This window comes from Frankia sp. AvcI1, from assembly GCF_001420875.1.
GTDB classification, from domain to species: domain Bacteria; phylum Actinomycetota; class Actinomycetes; order Frankiales; family Frankiaceae; genus Frankia; species Frankia alni.
This window is the reverse complement of sequence record NZ_LJFZ01000023.1, coordinates 1-24,714: the sequence shown is the minus strand read 5'-3', so window position 1 is coordinate 24,714 and position 24,714 is coordinate 1. Positions and strand designations below refer to the sequence as shown.

19 protein-coding genes and 12 pseudogenes are annotated in these 24,714 nt (G+C 73.8%); 19 read left to right on the top strand and 12 right to left on the bottom strand.

Annotated elements, in window-relative coordinates:
- Nucleotides 1-1,150: 1,150 nt before the first annotated feature.
- Nucleotides 1,151-1,477 (bottom strand): DUF167 domain-containing protein, encoded by a 327-nt coding sequence (locus UK94_RS21515; protein ID WP_055751286.1) that lies wholly within the window; start codon nucleotides 1,475-1,477, stop codon nucleotides 1,151-1,153.
- 222 nt (nucleotides 1,478-1,699) lie between these two features.
- On the opposite strand from UK94_RS21515, the pseudogene UK94_RS60960 reads away from it, so the two are divergent.
- From UK94_RS60960 to UK94_RS21495, 6 genes and pseudogenes are all read left to right on the top strand, one after another.
- A pseudogene (locus tag UK94_RS60960) lies at nucleotides 1,700-1,836 on the top strand (SDR family NAD(P)-dependent oxidoreductase); the annotation flags it as partial.
- A gap of 1 nt (nucleotide 1,837) precedes the next feature.
- A partial coding sequence (locus UK94_RS21510; protein ID WP_235489112.1) for an SDR family oxidoreductase occupies nucleotides 1,838-2,416 on the top strand: 579 nt, incomplete at its 5' end.
- 417 nt (nucleotides 2,417-2,833) lie between these two features.
- Complete coding sequence (locus tag UK94_RS21505) at nucleotides 2,834-3,139, top strand: hypothetical protein (RefSeq protein ID WP_041939524.1); 306 nt, start codon at nucleotides 2,834-2,836, stop codon at nucleotides 3,137-3,139.
- A pseudogene (locus tag UK94_RS21500) lies at nucleotides 3,136-4,001 on the top strand (ferrochelatase); the annotation flags it as partial. The gene UK94_RS21505 and the pseudogene UK94_RS21500, both read left to right, overlap by 4 nt.
- A gap of 1 nt (nucleotide 4,002) precedes the next feature.
- Nucleotides 4,003-4,311, top strand: a pseudogene (locus UK94_RS60955) (ferrochelatase); the annotation flags it as partial.
- 16 nt (nucleotides 4,312-4,327) lie between these two features.
- Complete coding sequence (locus UK94_RS21495) at nucleotides 4,328-4,843, top strand: DUF3090 domain-containing protein (RefSeq protein ID WP_011605634.1); 516 nt, start codon at nucleotides 4,328-4,330, stop codon at nucleotides 4,841-4,843.
- 15 nt (nucleotides 4,844-4,858) lie between these two features.
- Here the strand turns inward: UK94_RS21495 and UK94_RS21490 are convergent, their stop codons facing one another.
- From UK94_RS21490 to UK94_RS21475, 5 genes and pseudogenes are all read right to left on the bottom strand, one after another.
- Nucleotides 4,859-5,653: a hypothetical protein gene (locus UK94_RS21490; RefSeq protein WP_011605633.1), complete on the bottom strand. Its 795-nt coding sequence runs from the start codon at nucleotides 5,651-5,653 to the stop codon at nucleotides 4,859-4,861.
- 29 nt (nucleotides 5,654-5,682) lie between these two features.
- The gene (locus UK94_RS21485; protein WP_011605632.1) at nucleotides 5,683-6,531 is read right to left on the bottom strand and encodes an SGNH/GDSL hydrolase family protein; all 849 of its coding nucleotides are present in this window, start codon (nucleotides 6,529-6,531) and stop codon (nucleotides 5,683-5,685) included.
- A gap of 14 nt (nucleotides 6,532-6,545) precedes the next feature.
- Nucleotides 6,546-7,783, bottom strand: a pseudogene (locus UK94_RS21480) (glycosyltransferase); the annotation flags it as partial.
- 1 nt (nucleotide 7,784) lies between these two features.
- Nucleotides 7,785-7,901: hypothetical protein (locus UK94_RS60950; RefSeq protein WP_235489162.1), on the bottom strand; the 117-nt coding region annotated here is incomplete at its 3' end.
- 8 nt (nucleotides 7,902-7,909) lie between these two features.
- Nucleotides 7,910-9,064: glycosyltransferase family 1 protein (locus UK94_RS21475; RefSeq protein ID WP_235489108.1), on the bottom strand; the 1,155-nt coding region annotated here is incomplete at its 3' end.
- A gap of 256 nt (nucleotides 9,065-9,320) precedes the next feature.
- Here UK94_RS21475 and UK94_RS60945 point away from each other — a divergent pair.
- A complete protein-coding gene (locus UK94_RS60945) occupies nucleotides 9,321-9,971 on the top strand; it encodes a DUF3099 domain-containing protein (RefSeq protein ID WP_050997186.1) in 651 nt (216 codons plus the stop codon).
- Nucleotides 9,968-10,849, top strand: coding sequence for an SAM-dependent chlorinase/fluorinase (locus UK94_RS21465; RefSeq protein ID WP_011605628.1), 882 nt, complete (start codon nucleotides 9,968-9,970; stop codon nucleotides 10,847-10,849). Before UK94_RS60945 ends, UK94_RS21465 begins: the two co-directional genes overlap by 4 nt.
- Before the next feature lie 21 nt (nucleotides 10,850-10,870).
- Here UK94_RS21465 and pucL read toward each other — a convergent pair.
- The 4 pseudogenes from pucL to UK94_RS60925 form a co-directional block, all read right to left on the bottom strand.
- Nucleotides 10,871-11,352: pseudogene (gene pucL, locus UK94_RS60940) on the bottom strand (urate oxidase); the annotation flags it as partial.
- 1 nt (nucleotide 11,353) lies between these two features.
- Nucleotides 11,354-11,421 (bottom strand): annotated as a pseudogene (locus UK94_RS60935) (hypothetical protein); the annotation flags it as partial.
- 1 nt (nucleotide 11,422) lies between these two features.
- Nucleotides 11,423-11,518 (bottom strand): annotated as a pseudogene (locus UK94_RS60930) (urate oxidase); the annotation flags it as partial.
- 1 nt (nucleotide 11,519) lies between these two features.
- A pseudogene (locus tag UK94_RS60925) lies at nucleotides 11,520-11,764 on the bottom strand (urate oxidase); the annotation flags it as partial.
- A 790-nt stretch (nucleotides 11,765-12,554) separates the two neighbouring features.
- On the opposite strand from UK94_RS60925, the pseudogene UK94_RS60920 reads away from it, so the two are divergent.
- The 11 genes and pseudogenes from UK94_RS60920 to UK94_RS21420 all read left to right on the top strand — a co-directional run.
- A pseudogene (locus UK94_RS60920) lies at nucleotides 12,555-12,934 on the top strand (hypothetical protein); the annotation flags it as partial.
- Between the two features lies 1 nt (nucleotide 12,935).
- Nucleotides 12,936-13,293: pseudogene (locus UK94_RS60915) on the top strand (Ig-like domain-containing protein); the annotation flags it as partial.
- Between the two features lies 1 nt (nucleotide 13,294).
- Nucleotides 13,295-13,964: L,D-transpeptidase (locus UK94_RS60910; RefSeq protein ID WP_235489106.1), on the top strand; the 670-nt coding region annotated here is incomplete at its 5' end.
- Nucleotides 13,965-14,707: 743 nt separating this feature from the next.
- Nucleotides 14,708-14,946: pseudogene (locus UK94_RS60905) on the top strand (phosphatase PAP2 family protein); the annotation flags it as partial.
- Between the two features lies 1 nt (nucleotide 14,947).
- The coding region (locus UK94_RS21450; protein ID WP_235489104.1) for a phosphatase PAP2 family protein at nucleotides 14,948-15,970 on the top strand (1,023 nt) is incomplete at its 5' end.
- Between the two features lie 267 nt (nucleotides 15,971-16,237).
- Complete coding sequence (locus tag UK94_RS21445; protein ID WP_055751279.1) at nucleotides 16,238-17,392, top strand: OmpA family protein; 1,155 nt, start codon at nucleotides 16,238-16,240, stop codon at nucleotides 17,390-17,392.
- Nucleotides 17,393-17,488: 96 nt separating this feature from the next.
- Nucleotides 17,489-17,899: a ferritin-like domain-containing protein gene (locus UK94_RS21440; RefSeq protein WP_011605623.1), complete on the top strand. Its 411-nt coding sequence runs from the start codon at nucleotides 17,489-17,491 to the stop codon at nucleotides 17,897-17,899.
- Entirely contained in the window at nucleotides 17,896-18,717 is an 822-nt protein-coding gene (locus UK94_RS21435) for a family 1 encapsulin nanocompartment shell protein (protein ID WP_011605622.1), read from the top strand. Before UK94_RS21440 ends, UK94_RS21435 begins: the two co-directional genes overlap by 4 nt.
- Nucleotides 18,718-19,000: 283 nt before the next feature.
- Nucleotides 19,001-19,195 carry a (2Fe-2S)-binding protein gene (locus UK94_RS21430; RefSeq protein WP_041939521.1) on the top strand — a complete coding sequence of 65 codons (195 nt, stop codon included), beginning with the start codon at nucleotides 19,001-19,003 and terminating at the stop codon, nucleotides 19,193-19,195.
- 132 nt (nucleotides 19,196-19,327) lie between these two features.
- Nucleotides 19,328-20,791: a dienelactone hydrolase family protein gene (locus tag UK94_RS21425; protein WP_235489101.1), complete on the top strand. Its 1,464-nt coding sequence runs from the start codon at nucleotides 19,328-19,330 to the stop codon at nucleotides 20,789-20,791.
- A gap of 298 nt (nucleotides 20,792-21,089) precedes the next feature.
- Complete coding sequence (locus UK94_RS21420; RefSeq protein WP_055751344.1) at nucleotides 21,090-21,425, top strand: hypothetical protein; 336 nt, start codon at nucleotides 21,090-21,092, stop codon at nucleotides 21,423-21,425.
- 2,604 nt (nucleotides 21,426-24,029) lie between these two features.
- On the opposite strand, the pseudogene UK94_RS60900 reads toward UK94_RS21420, so the two are convergent.
- Together UK94_RS60900 and UK94_RS60895 are read right to left on the bottom strand one after the other, a co-directional pair.
- Nucleotides 24,030-24,450: pseudogene (locus UK94_RS60900) on the bottom strand (FCD domain-containing protein); the annotation flags it as partial.
- A 1-nt stretch (nucleotide 24,451) separates the two neighbouring features.
- A partial coding sequence (locus UK94_RS60895; RefSeq protein WP_235489098.1) for a winged helix-turn-helix domain-containing protein occupies nucleotides 24,452-24,714 on the bottom strand: 263 nt, incomplete at both ends.

Here is a 24,714-nt window from a genome sequence, read left to right as displayed (position 1 = left end):
CGGCGCGCCGATCGGGTCGACGCCCACCCTCGCGTCCTCGAGCACGTGATGGACGGCGTGGACCAGGGCGGCGGCCCGGGGCGTCACGCTGACCCGGTCCTCGGCGCGGAGTGCGTCGAACCACAGGACGGTCGCGATGCTCGAGGCCGCGGCCACACCCGCCCGCTCGCTGCGGGCGGCGGCCGGCGAGCGCCGTCCGGAGCGCACGCCGTCCTCGACGACCGCGGTGGCGGTGGCCCGCAGCCGACGTTCCACCGCGGCCAGCGCGGCGAGATCGAGCACCCCACCGGGCGGGCCCGGCGTGACCGGTTCCGGCGCGCTGCGGGCAGGCAGGTCCGGTCTGCCGTGCCCGGACGGCCCGTGGGGCGTGGCCGGCACCAGGGCGCCCGGCGCCATGGCTGGCCCCGCGGGCTTCCCGGCCTCGGCGTCGGCGGGCCGGGGGCGGCGGGCGGCGGCCGGCGACGTCACCATGGAGTCCTCGTCTCGATCGTGCTGGATGGGCGAGCCGGATCGCCGGGGCGGGCGGGCCGGGGCCGTCGCGCCGTCCTTCTGGCCCGGTCGTTGTGCGGCGGCCGGCAGGGCGATGTTCCGGTCGTCGGGGACCTCTGCCGTGTTGGGGATCTCCGCCGTGTCGGGGATCTCCGCCGTGTCGGGGACCTCTGCGGTGTCCGGGACCCCTGCGGTGCCGCGGACGTCCGCGGCGGCAGGGACATCCGGGATGTCTGGTCCCATGGTCAGCTCCCCCCGACCCGTGTGCGTCCGCATGGCGTCCGCCGGTCGCACTTCCGGTCTGCGCATGACCGGCCTTCGTCCCACGACACCGACCTCCCCATGTCCGGACGTGCGGTGTAGGCCAGAGGTTGTGCCGCCGGCCGGATCTGCGACACACGTCCACTACGCGCGGCAGGCCCGCGTCCGGCGTCCTGTTTCATGGTGGTCGCACCATTTCAGCATCCGTGGGCGGTTGCGGTGCCGCTGGCCGGAGTCCACGCACCCCACGGCGCCGGTGCGCGCCCCACCGGCGACGCCCCGGCTCCGCCGGCGACATTCAGGCTCCCCGGCGACATTCCGGCTCCGCGGCGACATTCCGGCTCTGCCGCCCGCCCCACCGGCGACGCCCCGGATCGGTCGCGTGGCCGGGCAGGACCCGTCAGCCCGTCGTGGCGCTGGCCGTCCCGTCGAGGTCGTCACCGGCGAGCAGGCGGTCGAGGCGGGCCCGGAGGGCCGGTTCGTCCGCCGCGGGAGTCGTGAGCTCGAAGGTCTTGACCCGGCTCGTGGCCCCGCGGACGAGCCGCACCTGGGTTCGGCGCAGGCCGAGCGCCCCGGCCAGGGCACGCAGGGCGGCCTCGGTCGCCCGACCGTCGACGGCCCGTTCGGTCACCCGGACGATCACCATCGAACCCGCCCGCGGATCCGTCCAGCGCCCCCCCACGGCGGCCCGCCCGGCGCCCGGGTGGACCCGGATCGTCACCCGCATGACTGCTATCGTGCCGCACCGCCGCACCGCCGCACCGCACGAGAGTGCCGCGGCGTGACGAAGGAGAGCGGATCCGGACACCGCGTGCCAGTGGTGCCGACGCGGGTGCAGTGCCACCAAGGGGTGACCGCGGAGGTGACAGTTCCCCGCGGTCCTCCGGGATGTGTGTGTCGTCGGCCGGGACGGTCCGGAAGCGGTCTGTCGGCCGGCTACTATCCGGCCATGGTCGAAAACGAGGGTCGCGTGGCCCTGGTGACGGGTGGTAACCGCGGCATCGGCGCCGCCTGCGCGGTCGCGCTCGCCGCCGCGGGGGACCGGGTCGCGGTCGCCAGCCGCGGTGGTTCCGCCCCCGAGGGCATNCTCGGCGTCCGGATGGACGTCGCCAACACCGAGAGCGTCGACAAGGCGTTCGCGGAGGTCGAGGCCGAGTTCGGCCCGGTCGAGATCGTCGTGTCCAACGCGGGCATCGTGCGTGACACCCTGCTGGCCACCATGAGCGAGGACGCCTTCCAGGAGGTCGTCGACACGAACCTGCTCGGCGCCTACCGGGTGGCCAAGCGGGCGGCGCGGCCGATGATGCGGCTGCGCCGCGGGCGACTCATCTTCGTCTCCTCCGTCGTCGCGTCCACCGGCGGGCCCGGACAGTCCAACTACGCCGCCTCCAAGGCCGGCCTGATCGGTTTCGCCCGCTCCCTCGCCCGGGAGCTGGCGCCCCGCAACATCACCGCCAACGTCGTCGCCCCCGGCCCGATCCGCACAGACATGACCGACGCCCTGACCGAGGCCCAGCGGGCGGCCCTCACCGCCCAGGTGCCCGGCGGGCGGATGGGCGAGCCGGCGGACGTCGCCGCCCTCGTCGCCTTCCTGGCCTCGCCCGCGGCCGGGTACATCAGCGGCGCGTTGATCCCGGTCGACGGCGGCCTGAGCATGGGGCACTGACTCGCGGACTGGTTGACCGCGGCCGGGCGCAGGTCCCGGCCGCCCCTGAGCCCCTGAGCCCCTGAGCCCCTCGCGCTACGCCGTAGGCCTCTCGTCACTCGTCACAGGCCGCACGCACCTCGCGAACGGTGCCCCGGCCGCCGAGAGGACCACCTCGTCAGGCCCGCACCGAACCGCATGGCCGTCGAACCCAGGCGCCGGCCCGCGCGGGCCGCGCTCCCGCCGGCACCCGTCGGTCACGCCCGCGGGTGGGTGAGGATCGTCGCCGACGGATATCGTGGTCGGCGGAGCCTTGCCGCGCGCCGTCGAGCCGTGGCCGTGCGCGGCGGCCGGCGTCACACGGCGCCGGTCCTGGCCCACCGCCCGCCTCCCGGGTGGTGGCGTCGAGGTCGCCGCAGCCACGAAGGGGTGGGTCCGATGAGCGTGATCCGGGTGGAACCGCGTGGTGGCCGCGACTTCGACGTGGAGGTCGCCGAGGAGACCTCGCCGGGCGTCCCCGGGCTCTCCTTCTCGTTCCGGGTCACCGTCGACGACGCGGTGCTCGCGGCGAGCGGGACGGACGTCGGCGACGTGCCGGGCATGATCGCCCTGGTCCGCGCGTCGTTCGAGTACCTGCTGGCCCGGGAACCGGCGGGAGCGATCCTGACGGAGTTCGAGCTGTCGACCATCGGCCGCTACTTCCCGACCTATCCGGCCGACCTCGCCAACCGCGTGCCTCGATGACCGCGACGCCCGCGTCGCAGCCGGCCGGCGCCGTCGACGCGCTGCTGCTCGTGTCCTTCGGCGGCCCCGAGGGCCCCGACGACGTGCTGCCGTTTCTGCGTAACGTGACGGCCGGGCGGGACGTCCCGCGGTCGCGGCTCGAGGTCGTCGCAGAGCAGTACCGGATGTTCGGTGGACGCAGCCCGCTCAACGACCAGAACCGTGCGCTGGCCGAGGCGCTGCGGGCGGAGTTGCCCGGCCTGCCCGTCTACTGGGGCAACCGCAACTGGGCGCCCTACCTGACCGACACGGTCGCCGAGATGGCTGCCGCCGGGGTCCGCCGGGCGGCCTGCTTCGTCACCTCGGCGTTCTCGTCGTACTCGGGCTGCCGCCAGTACCGGGAGAACCTGGCCGCGGCACTCGCCGCGCTCCCGCCGGCCCTCGCCGTCCCGGAGCTGGTCAAGCTGCGTCTGTTCTTCGACCATCCCGGCTTCGTGGAACCGATGGTCGACCGGTGCGTCGCCGCGCTGGCCGAGCTGCCCGAGAAGGCACGTACCGACGCCCACCTGGTGTTCACCGCGCACTCCCTGCCGCTGTCGCAGGCGCGGGCGAGCGGTCCCCGCGGCGACGCCTACCCGCGCCAGCTCCGCGCCGTGGCGGAAGTGATCGCCGCCGGGGTCGAGCGCGTGACCGGGGTCCGCCATCCCGTCGAACTGGCCTACTGCAGCCGCAGCGGACCGCCGGCGGTGCCCTGGCTGGAACCGGACGTGGGCGACCGGCTGGTCGAGCTCGCCGGCGCCGGGGCGGTGGGCGCCGTCGTCGTGCCGCTCGGTTTCGTCAGCGATCACATGGAGGTCGCCTACGATCTCGACGTGCTCGCCGCNCAGCGGGCGGCGCAGGTCGGGCTGCCGGTCGCGCGCGCCGGCACGGTGGGCACCGACCCGCGGTTCGTCGCGATGGTGCGGGAGCTCGTCGAGGAGGTCCGGAATCCGGACCTGCCCCGCCGGGCGCTGACCGAGTTCGGACCGTGGCCGCAGAGCTGCGCCGCGCACTGCTGCGTGCCGCCGCGGCAGTCGCCGCAGCATGCGTCGCGCGCCGTCACGGACGCCGCGGCGACTGGACGTCGTGGGGATGCGGCGATACTGATGGGGAACGACGCAACCAGCACCGGACGACGAGGCGAACGAAGGTAACGGAGCGATCGGAGATATGCAGCGCTACGTGTTCGAATCCCCGGAGCGGTTCGTGGTGGGAACGGTGGGCCAACCCGGTGACAGGGTCTTCTTCCTGCAGGCCGCCGGCCGGGGGCAGGTCGTGACCGTGGGCCTGGAGAAAACCGAGGTCACAGCACTCGCCGAGGGGCTGAACACGCTGCTCGGCCAGGTCGGCCAGACCCAGGGGATACCGCTTCCGGCCGCCTCCGACGTCGAGATCGATCTCGCCCCGCTGGACGCGCCGTTTCAGGAGGACTTCCACCTGGGGCAGCTCACCGTCTCCTGGGACGGCCATCGGGTGTTCGTCGAGGCCGCCGGGATCTCGCCCGGCGAGATCCGGCTGCCCGAGAGCGAGGACGAGCTCGACTCGCTGCGGGTCGGCCTGTCGATCCGGCAGGCCCGAGCCTTCATCGAGCGGGCCCGCACGATCGTCGCCGCCGGTCGCCCGGCGTGCGTCCTGTGCGGTCGCCCCGACGATCCCGCGGGCCACTTCTGCCCCCGGCTGAACTGAGCCGGCGCCGCCGGTTCAGTGCGGTGGCGGCACCGTCGCGCAGGAGGGGTCGAACGCGTCATAGGCGGCCTCGTAGGCGCGCCGCACCGCCGCGGACAGGCTGCGCAGGGCCGCCGACCGCCGCGCGATCTCGTGGGCCGTCACCGCGGCGCCGTCGTCGCGGGCCGCCAGGTCCAGCAGGGTCGACAGCCGTTCCGCGCGGGCGAGCAGGGCGTGGGCGGCCGACGGATGGCCCGGACCGAGCCCCGGCCCCGGTTCCTCCTCGCCCCGGTCACGCAGCAGAGCGAGCACCTCGGGGCGGGCGCTGGCGATGTCCAGGTGCACCAGGGCGGCCGTCGTCGTGCGGATCGCGTCGCTGAGGTCGTGCTCGGCGGCGCGCAGCCCGGCGCCGGGCGGGGGCACCCTGGCCGCCGGCAGCACCCGCCAGTGCACCGACTCCAGCCGGCCCTCCAGCGCCGGACCGTGCACGACCACGCTGGGGACGAGCAACAGCGGCGGGGTCGGCCCGACGACGAGGACGGCCTCACCCGCAGTGATCGCGTCGCGGTTCACCTCCGCCGGGCCGGGCAGGCCGGCGACGTCACCCGGGGCGGGCAGGATGAGGCGCAGCCGCTGCGCGCCGGCCGTGCGCAGGGCACCCAGACCGAGGACGAGCGGCTCGTCGCCGAGGGTGTGCGGCGCCGACTCGCCGCCGAGCGCGCGGTGCACCTGCGTGATGACGTCGTCCAGTCCGACGAGCCCGGCAAGCCATGCGTTGCCCCAGCCGGTGAGGACGCCGGACCGGGGCGAGGCTGACAGGGCGGGAAGCACATTGCCTACCGTAGGCAATCGAGGGGCTCTCAGGCGCGCCGAGGGTGGCTCACGAGCCGATTTTCCGTGTGATAGGCGTTCCGGTCCCCGCCGGGGAGGCACCGCCCGGCGAGCCAGGGCAGGCCGACGCTGAGCAGCCAGTAGGAGTGCCGGAGCGTACCCGGGGCCGTGACCTCGGCGTCGAGGTCACCTGCGGCACCCGGCCCGGACGGCGCGCCGACAAGTGGTAACCCGGCCTGGGCGAGCCGGAGGGCGAACGCCTGCGCGATCAGCCGGTGCCCGTGCGGCCCCGGATGGACCCGGTCGACGTCGAAGCTGGACCGGTGGCGCACGGCCGGATGACGGCCGAGGTCGACGACGAGCACCCCGGGATCGGCCCGGGCGGTGGCGCGCACGGCGGCGTTGAGCCGTCCGACCCGGTAGGCGAGCACGCGGGCCAGCGGTGCCGGCAGCGGCAGCAACCGGCCGGGGTCGGGCAGGGTCGCGGTGAGCACGACCGCCCCGCCGGCACGCAGCCGGCTCACCGTCCAGACCAGGTCCTGACGCACCTGCAGCGGGTCGAACGTCCGCTTGAGCACGTCGTTCATGCCCGCGACGACGGTGGCCACCTGCGGGTCGCGGGTGAGCGCGACCGGTAGCTGGCGGGTGCGCACGTCGCGGGCCGTCGCGCCGGTCGTGGCGAGGTTGGTGTAGTCGACGGCGCCGGGCGGTCCGAGGCGTTCGGCGAGCCGGGCGGCGAACCCTCGACCATGGGTGGCGGTGCGGCGGTGCTCGCGCCCCATGGTGACTCCGTCACCCAGCCCGACGGTGATGCTGTCGCCCAACGCGACGAAGCGTGTCGCCGGTGGGGGGCGCCGGCCTGACCGGTTCGCGGCCACCGGTGGTGCCGGCTTCAGGCGGCCAGCGGCGGCGCCGGCGGCCCCGGGGCCGGTGCGGCAACCGCAGCAGTGCCGGCGGGCCCAACCGCGTCAGCTGGTTCGGCCGCGTGGGCGGCGTGGGCCCCCTGCGCCGCGTGGGCTGCCTCGGCTGCCTGCGCCCCGTGGGCTGCCCGCGCCGTCTGCCCCCCGTGGGCCGCCTGCGCCTGTCGGGTGGCCTGACCCGGTTGGTCTGGGCTGGCTGTCGGCGACTCGGCGTGGCAACCGAGAAAGCCGGCGACCGTGGCCGACCAGGTGAACTGCTCGGCCCGGGCCCGCGCCGCCGCGCGGCGCTCGACCTCCCCTGCCGGCGGCATCGACAGCAGGTCGACGACCGCGTCGGCGAACGTGAACCCGCTGCCGGCGGCGATCGCGCCCACCCCCGGCACCACCAGCTCGGCCAGCGCGCTGGCATGGTTGACCACCACCGGCGTGCCGCTGGCGAGGGCCTCCAGGGCGGCCAGCCCGAACGTCTCGACCGGTCCCGGGGCGAGCGCGAGGTCGGCGCTGGCGAGCAGGCCGGCGAGCCGTTCGCGGTCGGCGACGAAGCCGAGAAAGGTCACGGGCAGCCCCGCGGCCCGTCGTTCCAGCCGGCCGCGGTGCGCGCCGTCGCCGGCGATCACCAGGCGGACCGGAACCCGCCGGCGGACGAGCTCGGCGACGGCGTCGACGGCGGTGTCCACCCGCTTCTCCGGCGCCAGCCGGCTGGCCACGACCAGTAGTGCCTCCCGGTCCCGGGCGAACGCCCGGCGCAGCGTGCGGTCGCGGTGGTCGGGGTGGAACCGGTCGAGTTCGACGCCGAGCGGGATGTGGCGCAGATTCGGCGTGCCGAGCCGGACAAACTCGGCCGCGGCCCACGCCGTCGTCGTGACGACCGTGTCGAACCCGCCGGCGAGCGAGGCGTTCGCCCGGTCCGCCGCCGCTGTCACGGGCAGCACGCCCCGCAGCGCCGGCGGCGTCCAGGTGCCGAGCAGCCGGTCGAGCCGCTCGTGGCTGACGACCAGGGACGGCACGCCGTGCCGGCGCGCCCAGCCGCCCAGCGGACGCAGCGTCGCCCGGTCGTGGACCTCCAACCGGTCGGGTTGCTCCCGGTCGAGCAGGGCCGCCACCCGCCACGGCTGGGTGATGACCCGATAGCCGGTGCCGGGCAGGCGGGGTGCCCGGACCCGCAGCACCAGCGCGTCGGGGCGCCGCTCGACCTCGTCGCGCTCCCCGGNCACGATCTGGACGACCTCGTGACCGGCGGCCGTGTAACCCGCGGCGAGGTGGCGCAGCGTCGTCCGGATTCCGCCGGAGGCCGGCGCGACGAAGTTCGCCGCCTGCACGATCTTCATGGTGTCCNCCTGTCGTGTCCGCCGTGACGTGCGGTCTGTCCGCCACCGGTGCCGAGAACATCGCGGTAGTGGCCGAGCAGCTCGTCGCCGACCGCGCTCCAGCCGCAGCCGGCGACGGACTCCCGCGCGGCCAGCGCCATGGCGACCCGCCGCTGCGGGTCGCCGACCAGCGCGGCGACCTGGGTGCGCAGCGCCACCGGATCCCCGGGGGCGTAGTGCAGGCCGGTGCGGCCGTGCTCGACGACGTCGAGCAGCCCGCCGGCCGCCGGGGCGACCACCGGTACCCCGCTGGCCTTGGCCTCCTGGGCGGCCTGGCAGAACGTCTCGTGCACGCCGGTGTGCACGAACACGTCCAGGCTCGCCACCGCGGCGGACAGCTCGCGGCCGCTGCGGAAGCCCAGGAAGGCGGCGTCCGGCAGCGAACGGGTGAGGGCCGGTCGGGACGGGCCGTCGCCGACGACGACGAGCCGGGTGCCCGGCAGGTCGGCGACCGCACCCAGCAGGTCCACCCGCTTCTCCCGGGCGAGCCGGCCGACGTAGCCGACGAGCAGCTCGCCGCCCGGGGCCAACTGGCGGCGCAGGTCGGCGTCGCGGTGCCCCGGATCGAACCGTTCGAGATCCACGCCCCGGCTCCACCGGGCGACCCGCTGCACCCCCCGGCGCAACAGGGCGTCGACCGAATCCCAGGACGGCGCGAGCGTGCGCGCCGCGAGCCGGTGCACGGTGGCGAGCCAGCGCCAGATCGTGCGCTCGGCGGTGGCCAGCCCGTAGCGGGCCGCGAATGCCGCGATGTCGGTCTGGTAGACGGCGACGCTCGGCACGTCGAGCCGCCGGGCCGCGAACACCGCCTGCGCGCCGAGCCCGGCCGGGGCCGCGAGATGGACGACGTCCGGGTCGAACTCGCGCAGCGCCGCGGGCAGCGCGGGCCACGGGACGGCGAAGCGGAACGCCGGGTAGCCGGGCATCGGCGCCGAGGGTGCCCACAGCACGGGTGCGTCGGCGTGCGCGCGGGGGGCGGTGCGCCGGGCGGCCGGTGCCGGGGCCGGGGCGACGACCATCGCCTCGTGGCCGCGGTCGCGTAGATGCTCCAGAACTCGGCACACCGTGTTCGTCACCCCGTCGACGTGGGGGAGGAACGACTCGGTGATCACGGCTACGCGCACACCGAGCACGGTGGCAGGGCACGGAGCCGTCCCGCGGACGGCCAGCCGACCGATACGTGAACGTTCCCGCACAGCTTCGTGCCGGCCGCGGCGCCCGGGGCCGAGCGGCTGCGGTCCGGGTGGNCCGGGCTGTCCAGGCCCTGTGGCGGGGTGGAAGCCCGATCGCGGCCGTTTTCCCCGCGACCCGGTGAGGAGGATATTGGGAGGGGCAGGGCGGGGACGAACCGACAGGGAGAACCATCGAGGTGACCAGGTGATGTTCAAACGCCGGGAGACGGTGCTCATCACGTCCGCCGGCCGGTCGCGGCAGTCCGACATCCACCGCCGGGAGCTGCGCTACCTGGCCTCGATGTTCTTCCGGGTCGTCTGCTTCGTGCTCGCCGTGGTGGCCTTCCACGGCTGGCTGCGATTCGTCGCCGTCGCGATCGCCGTCATCCTGCCCTGGGTGGCGGTCGTCGTCGCCAATGGTGGCCCGCCTCCCGAGCGGGACCGACCCGCCACCTTCGATCCGGTGCGGGCGGTGCAGGACGCCCCGGCGGCGCTGACCGCCGATCCCCACCGCGTGGTCGACAGCGATGGCTGGGTCGACGACGAGGGCTGGGTTCACGGCCGCCCCTCGACGGCGCCGGCCGGCGGGGGGTCCGCGACGGCGGATGCGGCGCCCGGGCATCCGGCGGCGGATCCCCCGCCCACCGGTTCGTCGCCCACCGGTTCGTCGCCCACCGGTTCGTCGCCCACCGGTTCGTCGCCCACCGGTTCGTCGATGTCCGGTTCGTCAGCGTCCGGTTCGTCAGCGTCCGGTTCGTCAGTGTCCGGTTCGGCGTTCCCCGTCGACGAGCCGTCCGGGTTCGCAGAATCCTCCGCGCAGGCTGATCCCGAGCCCGTGGTCGACGCCCCGGCGCGGTGACGTTCGTCAGCTTCACCACGGACTACGGGCTCGCGGACGGTTTCGTCGCGGCGTGCCACGGGGTGATCCTGCGGGCGGTGCCGACGGCCCGCATCATCGACGTCACCCATCTCGTGCCGCCGGGCGACGTGCGCCGCGCGGCGGCGGTACTCGCCCAGACCGTCGGCTCGCTGCCGCGCGGGGTGCACCTCGCGGTGGTGGACCCGGGGGTGGGCACGGTGCGCCGAGCGGTGGCGGTGCGCGCGGCCGGTGGGGATCTCGTCGGGCCCGACAACGGCCTGCTGATCGCGGCGGCCGAGCGGCTCGGCGGCGTCCAGGCGGCGGTGACGCTGCCGGTGCCGGCCGCGGCGCCCGCCACGTTCCACGGTCGCGACGTGTTCGCGCCCGCCGCCGCCGAGCTCGCCCGGGGGACGGAGCTGACCGCGCTCGGTGCGCCACTCGACCCGGCGACGCTCGTCCGCCTGCCCGCCCCGCACGCCCGGCTGCGGTCGGACGGGGTGCTTGAGGCCGAGGTGCTGCTCGTCGACACCTTCGGCAACGTGCAGCTCGCGGCCGCGGGGCCGTTGCTCGCCGACGCCGGGCTGCGACCGCCCGGTCGGGCGCTGGTCTGGGCCGCCACCCCCGGCGCCGGCCCCTCTCCTGGCCCCTCTCCCGGCGCCGGCCGATCCCGCGGCGGCGAACAGTCCCTCGATGCGGCCGGTGGCATCGAGCTGGCGGTGGGGGTGACGTTCGGGTCGGTGGCGCCCGGCGAGCTGGTGCTCTACGTGGACGCCGCGGGCATGGGCGCGATCGCGGTCCGCGACGGCGACGCGGCTCGCACCCTGGCCGTCGCCCCGGCGGACCGGCTCGCGCTGCGTCGGGCGGGCGCCGGAGCCTGAGCGGCGTGGGCCGTCGGCGGGTCAGCAGAAGCCGGGGACGGCCTGCCAGCTCGGGCCGGGGTCGGGCGCGTCGTCGCGCAGCACCGCCGCCTCGATCCGCCCGTAGGGACGGTCCGGTGCCTGGTAGACGATGTCCGGGTTGTCCAGCCCGAACGGTTCGAGGTCGACCAGGAAGTGGTGCTTGTTCGGCATCGACATCCGGACCTCGGCGACCTGGGGGAAGGCGGTCAGGGCGGCTTCACCCATCCGGTAGAGCGTCTGCTGCAGCGCCAGGCTGTGGACGTCGGCGAAGGTGCCCATCAGGGTCTCGCGGACGCCGTCGAACAACGGCCCGAAGTCATGACCGGCCCCGATGTAACGCCAGCGGGCCGTCACCTCGGTCGCGAGGATGCGGTCGGTGGTCTCGGCCAGCGTCGTGTAGGGGTCGCGGGGAAACCCCCAGAACTCCGAACCGGTCGACTTGAGCACGACCAGCCCGGCGAGTCCGGAAACGACGAACGCGGNGTCGCCGTCCACCGTCACGACCGTCGTCCGTCTTTCCCCACCCGCCCGACTGAACGCGTGGTCGTGCGNCACCCCGCCGACCGGGATCCGATTCCAGTGGTACTGCTCGATCTCTATCCGGGCCCCGTCGATCCACGGGAAGGAATCAACGAAATGTCGGCCCAGNCGGATCGCGAAATCCTCGATCTGGCCGATTCCATGCTCCCGGGCGAAGGCGTAGACGGTGTTCTTCTGCGCATCGGTGGTGAGGACATGGGAGTTGTCGCCGGTCAGATGGGCCGCGGCGAAGTCGCCGCGAAGCGCGGTGGATACGTTCAGATCGGTGAGGTGATGCGCCGGACCCGTGCGGTCCACGTGGACGAGACGGATCTCCGCCTTGCCGAACTGGTTCGGTCCGAGCACGATCGCCATCGAGCCTCCCTGGTCACGGGGACGTGCGTTCCCTCGCGGTGAGGGCCGCTCACCGACGAGTCTGGCCCGGTCCCCGTGCCGGGCCCGGCACGGCCCGGCACGCAGCGCCACGCCCGCGCGGCCCGCGCGGCCCGACGGTGCCCCGGGACGCCCCGCCCGCGGCCCCNCCCATCCTGGGGCAGCGGTGTGACGGCGCGCGCCGCCCGTGGGTTTCGTGGCCGTTTCCGCCCGCCGGGCGCGCGCCGCCCGGCCGCCGGCCACCCGTGCCAGGGCCGCCGATGATCCTCTGACGGTCCGCCCACGGGCCCGTGGTGGCCGGAGGTGGGTGCAGATCGCCGCCGGCCCCACCGCCCCCGGTTCCGTGAGCTTTCGATCACAGGCTGCCCAACGAATCCGCGGTTCCCGCCGGAATTCCATCGACATCGCAATGATCCGGGATGCTCCTGGGTTGGTGTCGACCGGCTGTCCCGCCCGGTCGTCCGTGAGTTGCGGAAAACCCTCTCTCGGTGTGACCGGTTGCGCCGTCTTTGGTGGCGCGATGNGTACAGGTCGTCGCTTTCGGCGGATCGGCGAATTGTCATCCCGGGGGGCAACCTCATCCGGTGACCGCGCGTCGGAAGAGGGGAAAGGGGAGGGGTTTATGGGGAATACCCGGAGGTTGCTACCCTCCGTATTTATCTGTTCCACGCGGAGTGATGGTCGGGCGACTGACACNGGCCAGTCCGGTGATCGACGGGACGAGGTGCCGACCCCTGGGTACCGTTCAGACCTAGGCTTCCGTCCGGCGACGATGCCGGTCGCGTTCTTCGGAAGAGGGCATTACATGTCTCGCTCGGTAATGATTCCCTCACGTGTTTCTCGTGGGTGGGGCCCGAGTCGTCCGAGTCGGCGGCCGGCCGGCACTTTCGGGTATCGGCGTGGCCGGTGGATGGGTGGGGCGCTCGCGTTCGTCACGGCGCTGACCGTCGCCGCCTGCTCGCCCGGCGGCGGCTCGTCGAAGCCGGCGGGCGTCGCCGCGCCGGATCCCGCGGCGAGCGTGACCGTCACCCCGGGCGACGACACCAGGGGCGTTACCCTCACCGATCACGTCGTCGTCCACGCCAACGCCCCGCTGGCCGACGTGAGCGTCGCCCGAGAGGCGAGCGCGTCGGAGAAGACCGAGCCGGGGGTNCTGCTCGGGACGTTCTCAGCCGACCGGCGCACGTGGACGTCCGCGGGTGGCCTGTTCTCCGACTCCCGCTACCAGGTCGCCGCCACCACCAGCCCCGCGGCGGGGATCGTCGGGACCAAGTCGGTGCGTACGAGTTTCGTCACGGGAGTGCCGGAGAAGTCGTTCAAGGTCTCCTGGGATCCGGTCGCCGGGCAGACGGTCGGGGTCGGCGCGCCGATCAGCCTGACCTTCAGCGCCGCCGCGCCGGACCGCGCCGCCGTGCAGCGCATGCTGTCCGTGCGCACCGACCCGCCCGTCCTCGGTGCCTGGAACTGGATCTCGAACCGGGTCGTCGTCTGGCGCCCGCAGCAGTACTGGANGCCGGGAACGAAGGTCCATGTGGAGGCGAACCTCGCCGGGTACGACGCGGGCGGGGGACGCCTCGGCGTGAAGGACCGGGCGATGGACTTCGTCGTCGGCTCCGCGCAGATTTCCAGGGTTGACGCGGCCACCCACGTGATGCAGGTGTTCCGCAACGGTCAGTTGCTGCGCACGATGCCGGTGAGCCTCGGCAAGCCCTCGTCGCCGTCGATGGACGGCCCCCACAACGTTCTCGGCAAGTCGCCCGAGGTGATTATGGATTCGGCGACGGTGGGCATCCCCAAGGGCAACCCGGACTACTACTACGAAAAGGTGCAGTGGGCGGTGAACTACACCAGCGGCGGGCAGTACGTGCACTCCGCGCCCTGGTCCGTGGCCTCCCAGGGGCGGACGAACGTCTCCCACGGCTGCGTGAACGCCTCCCCGGCCGACGCCCAGTGGTTCTACGGAATCAGCCGTCTTGGTGACATCGTCGACATCGTCAACACCGGCCGCCCGCCGGACACGAGCCAGCTCGGAAACTTCTGGTCGGTACCGTGGTCGGTCTGGAAGGCGGGCAGCGCCCTGCCCGTGTCGGACCAGCTCGAGACGGCGGCACCGACGATCCCGCCGGCGGCGAGCACCGCGGTTCCCGGTGCGCCCGGTGCCGCAGCGGCCGGCGGTGCCTGATCCACTCCGCCTCGACGCCGACCGGTCACCCCCCACGGGGTCGTGACCGGTCGTCGGCGTTGCGGTGGTTCCGGTCGTCGCCCTCGCCGGGGTGACGCCTTTGCTGGGTCCGGCGCGTCGCTGCTGGGTCCGGCGTCGCTGGTGGGTTCGTCCGTGTTGTGGGGCTCGTTGCAGATGTGACGTTCGTTGGTGGTGTGGGGTGCGTCGGTGGTGCGAGGTGCGCTGGTGGTGTGGGGCGCCCGGCGAGCCCACCGGTGTGGCGTGGTCCGGGGGGCGCGCAGCGCCCCTCGTCGTGGCCGGACCAGGCCGGGAGGCCGCGGACGACGGACGACGGGGACGTAACAAGNCAGTGAATGTCGCGCCGAACCCGGTCACGCATCGGCCCGTGACGGCGTCCACCGGCCCATGCTGTTGAGTGGAAGCATGAAGTGCGCGCTGGCGCGGCGCCCCGGCGGGCCGCGACCGGCTGGGGCCGGCGTTCGCGGCTTGCGTGCCGGCCGTGCCCGGCGCGCTGACCGCGGCCGTCGTGACGGTCGGGGAAGATCGCGACATCCGGGCGGAGCGGTACCTTCGGGCTCGCCGCGACGCCCAGGAGGACTGCGCCCTTCGGGAAGGGCCTCTCCTGCGGGAAGGGCACGCCCTTCGGAGAGAACGCGACGGTTGGGAAGAGTGCGACGTTCGAGAGGTGCATCGTGAGGCGCTTGCGCAACCAGACCACCGGTCTGCCGGTCTGGTGGGTCGANCTGCTGATGTTGGCCATCCTGTACTACTCGTACACCGGCACCCGGTCCGTCGCCGACGCATCGGTGGGCGAGGCGATGCGGATGGGCCACGATCTGCTGCGGTTCGAGACCTTCCTGCACCTCGACGTCGAGCTCAGCCTCAACCGGTGGTTGCAGAGCGTCCCGGTGCTGGCAGTCGTGTGTTGCTACTACTACGCGACGTTGCACTTCGTGGTCACGCCGGGAATGTTGGTGTGGACNCACCGCCGGCACACCCGGCACTATGCGCAGGCGCGCTGGACGCTCGTGGCGACCACGCTGATCTGCCTCGTCGGGTTCTTCCTGTTCCCGACGGCGCCGCCCCGCCTGCTCACCGGCACCTCGTACACCGACACCATGTCGCACTTCGCGGGCTGGGGCTGGTGGACCGGGACCGCCAGTGCCGCCCCGAACGGTCTGGAAGGCATCACCAACCAGTACGCGGCGCTGCCGTCGCTGCACTGCGCCTGGTCGTTGTGGTGCGGGTTCCTGCTCGTGCGCTTCGGGCGCCGGACGGTGACCAGGATCCTGGGGGTGCTCTACCCGGCGGCCACGTTCTTCGTCGTCATGTCGACCGCCAACCACTACCTGCTCGACGCGGTGGCCGGCTGGATGGTCCTCGGCGTCGCCGCCGGTTCCGTCGCGCTGGTGTTCGCCTGGCGGCGGCGGGTCCGGGCAACCGCGGTCGGCGCCGCACCGGTGCCGCAGCGGGAGTCGCCCTGGCCGGCCGGATCGGCGTCCCCGGCCGCCGTGGCGGACGCCGGTGGATCGGGCACGGCGGAGCCGGTCACGCTCGCCGCCTCGACGGCGGCTGGGGCGGCGCACCCCCGGGCGGATCCGACGTCGCCGGCTGGTGCGGTGCCGTCCGTCGTCGTCGAATCGTCGGCCGGTCGCGGTCCGTCGGCCGGTCGTGGTCTGTCGGCCGGTCGTGATCTGGTGACCGGTCGGGATCCGTCCGCCGATCGCGATCCGTCTGTCGGCCGCGATCCCGCCGCTGGTCCGGGCGCCGCCGCGGGCGCCGCGTCGCCCCTCTCACCCGAGCCGCTCGAACCGCCGGTGGAACCGACCGCGGCCCCGCCCACCCCGCCGGCGGAACCCGCCTCTTCGACACGGGCGGCGCCGGTCACCGGTCGGCAGGGCCCGCCGTCGGCGGCGCCCGTGCCCCCCGTGCCGGCCCCCGCCGCGCCCGAGATCTCCCTGCGGTCGGACCGGGCCGTCCGTCCGGACGGGGCGCGCGCGGTCTGATCCTCGTCCGGGCCGGGGAGCCGCGCGGTGCCGGCAGGCCACCGGCGGCCGGTGGGGCGACGCCGGGGTGAGGTGTCCAGGATGGGTGCTTTGTGACCCCCGGTGTGTTGCCTGGGTGGGCGATGTGCGAAGGTTGTGCCGCGGCCGGCGTCGGCCGCACACCTCCCTGCCTCGCCTGCCCGGGCCGCGCCCCGTGAGATGCACTCCGACCCTTCGGCACCGCCCCCGGGTTGCGCGTCCGGTCCGATCCCGCTCGGAGTCCGATCGATGTCCCCGTCCCTGGCCGCGCGGCTGCACCGTCCTCGACCGGTCGCGTTCGTCGTGTCGCTGGTGCTGGCCTGGCTGCTGCTCGCCCTGATCGCCTTCGCGCTGCGTCGCGGGCCCATCCAGGACGACCTGGGCGCCCGGGCGACGGCGGCCGTCCGGGCGGCCGGCGGCGTGCACGCCCAGGTGCGCATCGAGGGGCGGGAGGCGATCGTCACCGGGCGCTTCCCCAACGCGGCGGCCGCGGAGCAGGCGCGAGCCTCGGCCGCGGTCTCCGGGACCACGTCGGCCCGCCTCGGCGACGACGTGCTCATCGCCACCCAGCCGCCGAGGCCGCTGGTGCTCGCCGTCGCAGGACGGGGCCTGTCGGTCACCGCGACCGTGCCCGACGAGGCGAGCCGCGCAGCCCTGCTGGCCGCCGTCGCCGACGCCGCCGGCGGCACGGTGCGCGGTCAGGTGCTCGTCGACCCGGCGGTCGCCGAGCCGCCGGTCGAGGCCGTCTCCGCCCTCGCCGTCGCGCTACGCGCAGTGGCGGGGGAGCACTCCGCGACGGTGTCCGGCTCGACCGTCGCCCTCACCGGCGGCGCTCCCGACGAGGCCGCCCGCCGCCGGCTCGGCGCGGCGGTGCTGGCCGCGACCGCCGCGGTCGTCCCCGGCGTCACGCTGGCGGACCACCTGGTCGTCGCCCGTGCCGCCGGACCCGCAGCCGCCGGACCCGCAGCCGCGGGATCCGCAGCCACCGGGTCCGGAGCCGCCGTCACGCCGGATCGCGTCGCGGCGGCGAGGCGGCAGTCGGGGTCCCTCGCGGCCCTGCGGGCGGCCCTCGACGGGCCTGCCGTCACCTTCCCGGTGTCCGGGGCGCGGTTGAGCCCGTCGGCGCAGGCCCGTCTGGACTCCGTCGCCGCCGTCCTGCGCGGGGGGGATCTCGCCGTCCTCGTCGGTGGCTACACCGACACCTCGGGGCCGTCGGCGTTGAACCAGGCGTTGTCGCTGAACCGGGCCCAGGCCGCCGCCGACTACCTGACCAGCCGGGGTGTCCCCGCCGACCTCGTGCGGGCCGCCGGGTTCGGCTCCCGCGAACCGGTCGCGGGCAACGGCACCCCGCAGGGCCGCGCCGCCAACCGCCGCATCGAGATCATCCCGTTGCCGTCGCGCTGACGGCAGCGACGACGGCGGCGCCTACGGNGGTGACGGTGGGTGTGGCTGGCGCACCCGTGCCGGCGTAACACCGGGTCAGCGTGGTAGGCAGACGCCATGGGCGACTCAAGCATGGGGCTGCACGAGCAGCCCGACAAGCTCTCCGCGCAGACGGTCGACCGGCACCGGGCGATCGTCTCGCTGATGGAGGAGCTGGAGGCGGTCGACTGGTACGACCAGCGGGTCGACGCCGCGACGGACCCGGAACTGGCCCAGGTGCTGGCGCACAACCGGGACGAGGAGAAGGAACACGCGGCGATGACGCTGGAATGGCTGCGTCGCCACGACCCCGTGCTGGACACCCAGCTACGGACCTACCTGTTCACCTCCGGGCCGGTGACCGAGGTCGAGGAGGAGACCATGGACCGGGGCGGCTCCGGCGACCCGGACGCGGTGACGGAGCGGCAGGCGGCGGGGCCCGGTGACGGCTCCCTCGGAATCGGCAGTCTGAAAGGTGTAGGCGAGTGAATCATCTGCTGCGCGGCCACGCCCCGCTGACGGACGCTGCCTGGAAGGCGGTGGACGACGAGGCGAAGGCCCGCCTCACGACGAACCTGGCCGCCCGCAAGGTGGTGGACTTCGCCGGGCCGCACGGCTGGGAGTACTCCGCCACCGCACTGGGCCGGGTGGCGGCCCTGTCCGCGCCGCCGGCCGCCGGGGTGCAGGCCCGGGTCCGGCAGGTGCAGCCGGTCATCGAGCTGCGCGTCGGCTTCACCCTCGATCGCGCCGAGCTCGCCGACGCCGACCGCGGCGCCGACGACCTCGACCTCGCGCCGCTGGAGGAGGCTGTCCGCCGCATCGCCGTCACCGAGAACTCGGTCGTCTTCCACGGCTACCAGGAGGCCGGCCTGGTCGGCATCACCCAGGCGTCGTCGCATCCCCAACTCACGCTGGAGGCGGGGACCGACACCTACCCGCGCACCGTGGCCAAGGCCGTCGCCCTGCTGCGTCGCGCCGGCATCGCCGGTCCGTACGCGCTCGCCCTCGAGCCGGACAGCTACACCGCGGTGATCGAGACCGCCGAGCACGGTGGCTACCTGCTGCTGACCCACCTCCAGCACATCCTCGACGGGCCCGTCGTGCAGGCCCCCGGGGTCACCGGCGCGGTCGTGCTCAGCCTGCGTGGCGGCGACTTCGTGCTCGAGTCGGGCCAGGATCTCTCGATCGGGTACGCGTCGCACACGGCGGACACCGTCGACCTGTACCTGGAGGAGAGCTTCACCTTCCGGGTCACCGAGCCCGACGCGGCCGTCGCGCTCGTGCCGGCCGCCGGCGGCGGCGCGTAACCGTCCGTGGTGCGGGGGACGGACGGCCCGTTCGTCCCCCNCACCACGGGTCCGGTCGTCCCCCCGCACGGCCCGGTAGGCGGCGGGCGAGGGGCCGGCGGGCCCGGTGGTGGCGGGCGTTACGGCCGTCTTGCGCCGAGGGGGTGCGGCATGGCACCCTGCAATTAGGGAAGCCTTAGCTAAGGCATCGGTCCGTCTGGGCCGGCGCCGCGGCCTCCCGGCAGGGTCCGCCAACTGCCGGCCAACCCCGGGTGGGTTGNCCGCCTCGGGCTGGTGAGGTGCGGTGCTCGTCTGTTCTTGCTTCGCGGTGTCCGACCGGACGCTGCGCACAGTGATCGCCGCCGGTGCTCGCGACGTGGACGAGATCGGCGCGCGCTGCGACGCCGGCACGGGCTGCGGCGGCTGCGTCGAGGAGATCGAGGACCTGCTGGATGCCGTCGCCCCCCGCTGCGCCCGTCTGATCGCCAGGGCGAGCTAGCCGCGGGGCCGCCCGCGCCTGTCGGAGACGGGAATCGCGCACCTGTAAACCGGCGCGTCGAGGCACATCCCGCCCTCGGCGCAGGCGATGCGTCGGCGACGTTCCGACACTCTCAGTAGTGTCATGGCCATGATGCGTAGCGTGATCTGGTACGCGGTGACGCGCCGGACCGCGGCACCGTCGGCGAGGCGCCCGACGGCCCTGGTCGTCGTTCTGCTGGCGCTGCTGGCCCTGCTGGGCTGCCTGGTGGGCCCGGCGGCTCCGGCCATGGCGGGCGGTGGGCCACCCGGCAGTGACCAGGAGCCGCTCGCCGGCGCCGCCGCCGCAGCTCCGGCCGACCCGGCGCCGGCCGTCACCGCCGCCGCCGTGCCCGACCCGGACCTGCCCGGGCCCTGGAAGATCGGCTACCGCACGGTGCGGATCGTCAACTCCAGCAGCCCGGGCCGTGTGCTCGTGACCTCGCTGTGGTATCCGGCCCGCGCGAACACGGCTGGCACCTCCGGCTCCGACTCGGCTCCTTCCGGGGCGCCCGCGACGGCCGGGACGGCGGGGACAACCGGCACGGCGAGGGCTGGCGGCCTGCTTGGGGCGAACGGCCCGACTGGGGCGAACGGCCCGGCCGGGGGGTCGGGCGCGGCGGCCGAACCCGGTGTCGGTGGCGCCTGCCCCGAGGTCGCGGCCGCGGGGCCGGCGGGCCTCGGCGGGCCCGGACAGCCGGCGTTCTACCCGTTGGCAGGAAACGTCGGGCTCCCCTCGGCGAGCGCCGTGACCGACGCCGCCCCGGCTCCGGGCCCGTTCCCCCTCGTCGTGTTCTCCCACGGCAGTGTCGGCAGCCGAACCCAGTCCGCCTTCCTGATGGAGGCGCTGGCCAGTCACGGCTTCCTCGTCGCCGCCCCCGATCATCCCGGCGACACGATGGCCGACGCCGCGGCCGGGCGGGAGGAGCGCCAGCTCAACCTGGCCACGGACCGGCCCCGCGACGTCTCCGCGGTCATCGACGCGCTGACCGCCACGTCCTGCCCGAACGCCCCGCGGGTCCGTCCCGACCAGATCGGCATCGTCGGGTTCTCCTTCGGCGGCTTCACCGCGATCGTGTCGAGCATCGCCAACCTGCCCATGCCGGCGGACGTGCGCATCCGGGCGTCGGTGGGGATCGCGGCGGCGACCTCCCCGCTGCCCGCGGCGTCACTCGCCCAGGTGCGGGTGCCGACGCTGCTCATCGGCGGCACCGGGGACAGGACGGTGCCGATTCCCGAGAACAACGACCGGGCGTTCAACCTCCTGATCCACTCCCACCCGCGGATGACCGTCGCCATCACCGGCGCCGTGCACAACTCGTTCACCGAGATCTGCCGGCAGGCCGGGCTGCTCGGCGCCGCCGGGATCCCCGCCCCGCTGGGCATGCAGGTCGCGCTGACCTCCGCGGCCACCTGCTGGCCGCCGCAGATCGCCCCTGCCGACGCCCACCGGCTCGCGAACCGCTACGTCGTGGCCTTCCTCTCCCTGCACCTGCGTGGAGACGACGGCTACGCGCGCTATCTCACGACCCCGGACGCGGGCGACGCGCGGCTGGCGACCGTTCGGTCGAGTCCGTGATCGTCGCGCGGGGGAGACGGCCGGCGTCGCCGCGTATGAGCGTGACCGGTGTCCTCCCCGGAGGTACTACCCCGGTCGGGCTACCCGGACGGTGCTATGCAGGCATACAGGTGACCCACCCCGACATCACCGGCTACCGTTGGCCAACCGGCCGGCGGGCGTCACGATGCGCAGCGCCGGCCAGTTGATCCGGTCGCGTCGGCGCCTCACCCGGACCCGGTGCCCGAGTCGCCCACCGAACCGGATCACGGGCGATGCCTACGGGTACGGTGCGGTGCCCCGCAAGGAGGTCGTGGCGATGTCTGCTCGCCAGGTGCGGCGGTTCGAGCTGGAGCGTGAGGTCGACGTCTCAGGGGTGTCCGGGACGGGCGCGGTGGCGTTCGGGGCGCAGGCGCCCGACGGCACCTGCGTGCTGTGGTGGGACTCCGAGCACGACTCCATCGCGATCTATCCGACGATGGAGACCCTGCTCGCCATCCACGGGCACGGCGGGACGACCCGGGTCGTCTACATCGACGCGGCCGACCAGACTCCTCCGGCGCGCTCCGCGGTGACGCCGCCGGAGTCCCTCGGCCCGGCCGGCCGGGCGGGCGGTCAGGTCAGCGGGCGGAAGCAGGCGGTCGCGCGATCCTGAGGATCGACGGTGTACAGCGCCAGGGTGCCCGCCATCTCGCGCGGATCGATGCCGTGGTCCAGCATCTGCCGGTGTAGATCCGTGAGCATGCGCAGCGCGTAGCCGAGCAGGATGGGCGCGATGCCCACGGGGTGGCGCAGGGCCTCCCCGAACCGCGCGTCGGCGTCGCCGTCGCTGGTGAGCGCGGCGAGCACGCCGAGCCGGATGCGATCCGCCAGCTCCGCCCAGACCGCCGCGCTCGCCGGCGTCTCGGGTCCCTGCCAGATCCCCGGGACGCGCAGTTCCGCGACGAGGACGGTCGGCTGGCGGCCGGTGCGCAGATGCACGGCCACGACCCACATCGCCATCAGCCAGCACAGCCCGCGCATCGTGTTCAGCGGATCGGCGGCGACCTGCTCGTGTAGGTGNCGCTCGGACTGCGGCCGGCTCGCCGGCNCCAACCAGCCCCAGGCGAGGCGTTCGATGTCGACGATCTGAACCATTGGCAGGTCGGTGGGATGAGGCCGGGCCAGCGCGGCGGCTCGGCCGGAGTCGGCGTCGACGAGCGCGAGCGCCCCGGGGTCGGAAAGGGTCTGCCAGGCCAGACCCGCCGATGGCATGCGGCCCACGGTAACCCCAGCAACAAGACGGGACCAGAGGTGTTGGCTGCGCGATGTGAAAACGGTTGTGCGGCCGCCCCGGCCTTTTCTTCCCGTCGGCACTCGGCACCGTCATCTCGCCGTCGCGCCCGCCCATTCGCCGACGCCGGCTTTTCACCGATCGGACGACGCGCCGATGGGACGACTCACCGATCGGACGACTCACCGATCGGACGACTCACCGATCGGACGACTCACCGATCGACGACGTAGCGGTGGAACATCGGATGGATCGTGAACTCGGTGACGCCGTGCAGGGCGGGCCGCGGACGCCGGGGCCGGCGGGCCTGGCCGGCTCCGGCCGCCTGCTGGGATGCGGCGCCGACCGGCACCTGCTCGCGATCGGCGGCGATGTCCCCGGCGGGAACGAGGAAACCGACGTTCCACAGCACCTCGAGGATCACCTCCGGTTCCCGGCTGTCGACCCAGGAGCGGGCCTCCGGGGCCGTATGGACCGCCCCGGTGGCCAGGTCCAGCAGGAACAGTTCCAGTTCCGCGCGGCTCCAGACGGGCGGCCCGGCGCGGAACGTCTGGAAGACGCCGAGCAGGCCGGGATGCTGGAACCGGTACTCGGCCGCGATGTCGCGCGACCGCTCGGCCGAATATGTCGATTCGACCGCCTGTATGTCCCGTGGGGCGATTCTGACCGACTTGCGCGAGCTGTGTGTGCGAGCATGGTCGAGCGCGTGGCTGCAGTACTGGATGATTTCCCGGGGACGACACAGGGAACGGTCGGTCATGTACCGGAAGGACCACACCGGCCGGGTGAAGACCGCTCCCCAGCAGTCGTCGTCGGAGCGGCTCCTCAGGTCGGGAACCGTGTGCCGGATGCGGCCGGCTATCATCTTCCAGAGCCCTTCCTCGTCCCACGAGATGACCTCGATGAGGTCGCGGAACTTCTGGGCGTCGTCGTAGATCGCGGGGATGCTGTCGTAGAGCTCCTNCCGCAGCGACATGCAGATCCGCAGGTGCGGAGAGAGATCATTGATCGACATGCAGGCCTGGAACAGGCCGGCGACGAATGCCTGGGCGTCCTCGGAGGCNTCCCAGCCGCGGTCCAGTTCGTCGACGACCACCGTGACCCGACTGCGTTCGCACAGGCGGACCAGCGGGGGCAGCAGATGTTCGATCTCCTGGAGTTTGTACAGGTACTGCAGCTCCCGGGTGNGCACACCCGCCTCGTACCGGCCTATCTTCACCGACTCGATCCGGCGAAGATAGGAGACGAAGGAGTCGAAGGCGCTTGTCGCGCCGCCCGCATGATGGTCCCGTAGGTAGGTGTGGATCTGGCTCTCCGCGCCGCGGCGCAGNCGGCCGTGGCGGCGGGTCAGCTCCTTCATGATCAGCACGAGGATCAGGTATTTCCACGCCGTCGCGTAGGCTCCCAGCTTCGCCCACGAGCCGTCGAGCTCCCGGGTCATGGCGGAACTGAGAAACTCGTAGGAGTAGTCCTCCGGGGCCAGTTCGATCACCGAGCGGCCCGCGTCCCGTTGCCGATGCGCCATGGTCTTGAAGATCGCACTCTTGCCGGCGCCCCGGTTCGCGACCAGGATCGTCTTCATCCCCGAGTTCACCTGGTTGTACGCGGAGGACTCGATGAAATAGGAGTCGAGCCCCCGGCGGATGTCCCGTTCCGCGGCGGCCGCGCCGAAGCTGAGTCGGGCAAGATCGACCATCAGAACCCTTTCGGCTGAACGCCGGCGCATGGTCCGAGTCTGAACTTCCACGACGATACCGCGAACACTGTCGCATTGCGGGCGAATTATTTCCCGTATATGCGCTCGACGTCCCTGCCGCCGCTGGGTCCGGCCGATCCGGTCGCCATTCGTGCAGGTCGGAGTCCCGGCGGGCCGGATCGATCCGGTACGGGACTGGCTTCCGCCGACTGCGGGCGGGCAGCCGGACAGCCGGGCGGGTCGCGAGGACCCGGCCGGCCGGACCCCCTGATCACGGTCGGCTACGCGGCCTAGTCGCCGAGGAGGTCGAGGGGGGTGGTGGGTTGGTGGGGGGTGTGGGGGGTGGTGGTGAGGTGGTGGCGCCAGAGGGTTTCGGCGGCGTCGGGGTCGTGGTTGGTGAGGTGGGTGAGGAGTTGGTGGTGGGTGGTGTGTTGGTGGCGCAGGGTGGTGAGGTCGGGGGTGGGGGTGTCGGGGGTGGGGGTGGTGGCGTCGAGGATGTGGCGGAGCATGCTGCTGATCATGGTGAGGGTGTGGTTGGCGGGGGTGGTGAGCAGGAGGGTGTGGAAGTTGAGGTGGTGGGTGTGGATGTCGGTGGGGTTGGGGTGGGGGGTGGCGAGGGCGTGGTCGGTGGTGGTGAGGTGGGTGGTGAGGTGGGTGAGGTGGGTGTCGGTGGCGGTGGTGGCGAGTAGGCGGATGGCGGCGGGTTCGAGGNGGGTGTGGGCGGTGTGGATGTCGGCGAGGGTGGTGTGTTGGTGTTCGAGGACGAGGGCGGTGTAGCGGGCGGCGACGTGGCCGTTGGGGGTGTGGACGCGGGCGCCGCCGTGGGCGCCGCGGCGGACGCTGATGAGGGCTTCGGATTCGAGGACGCGGAAGGCTTCGCGCAGGGTGGGGCGGGAGACGCCGAACTGTTCCATGAGGACGGCTTCGGGGGGCAGGGCGTCGCCTTCGTGGAGTTCGCCGCGGACGATCTGGCGG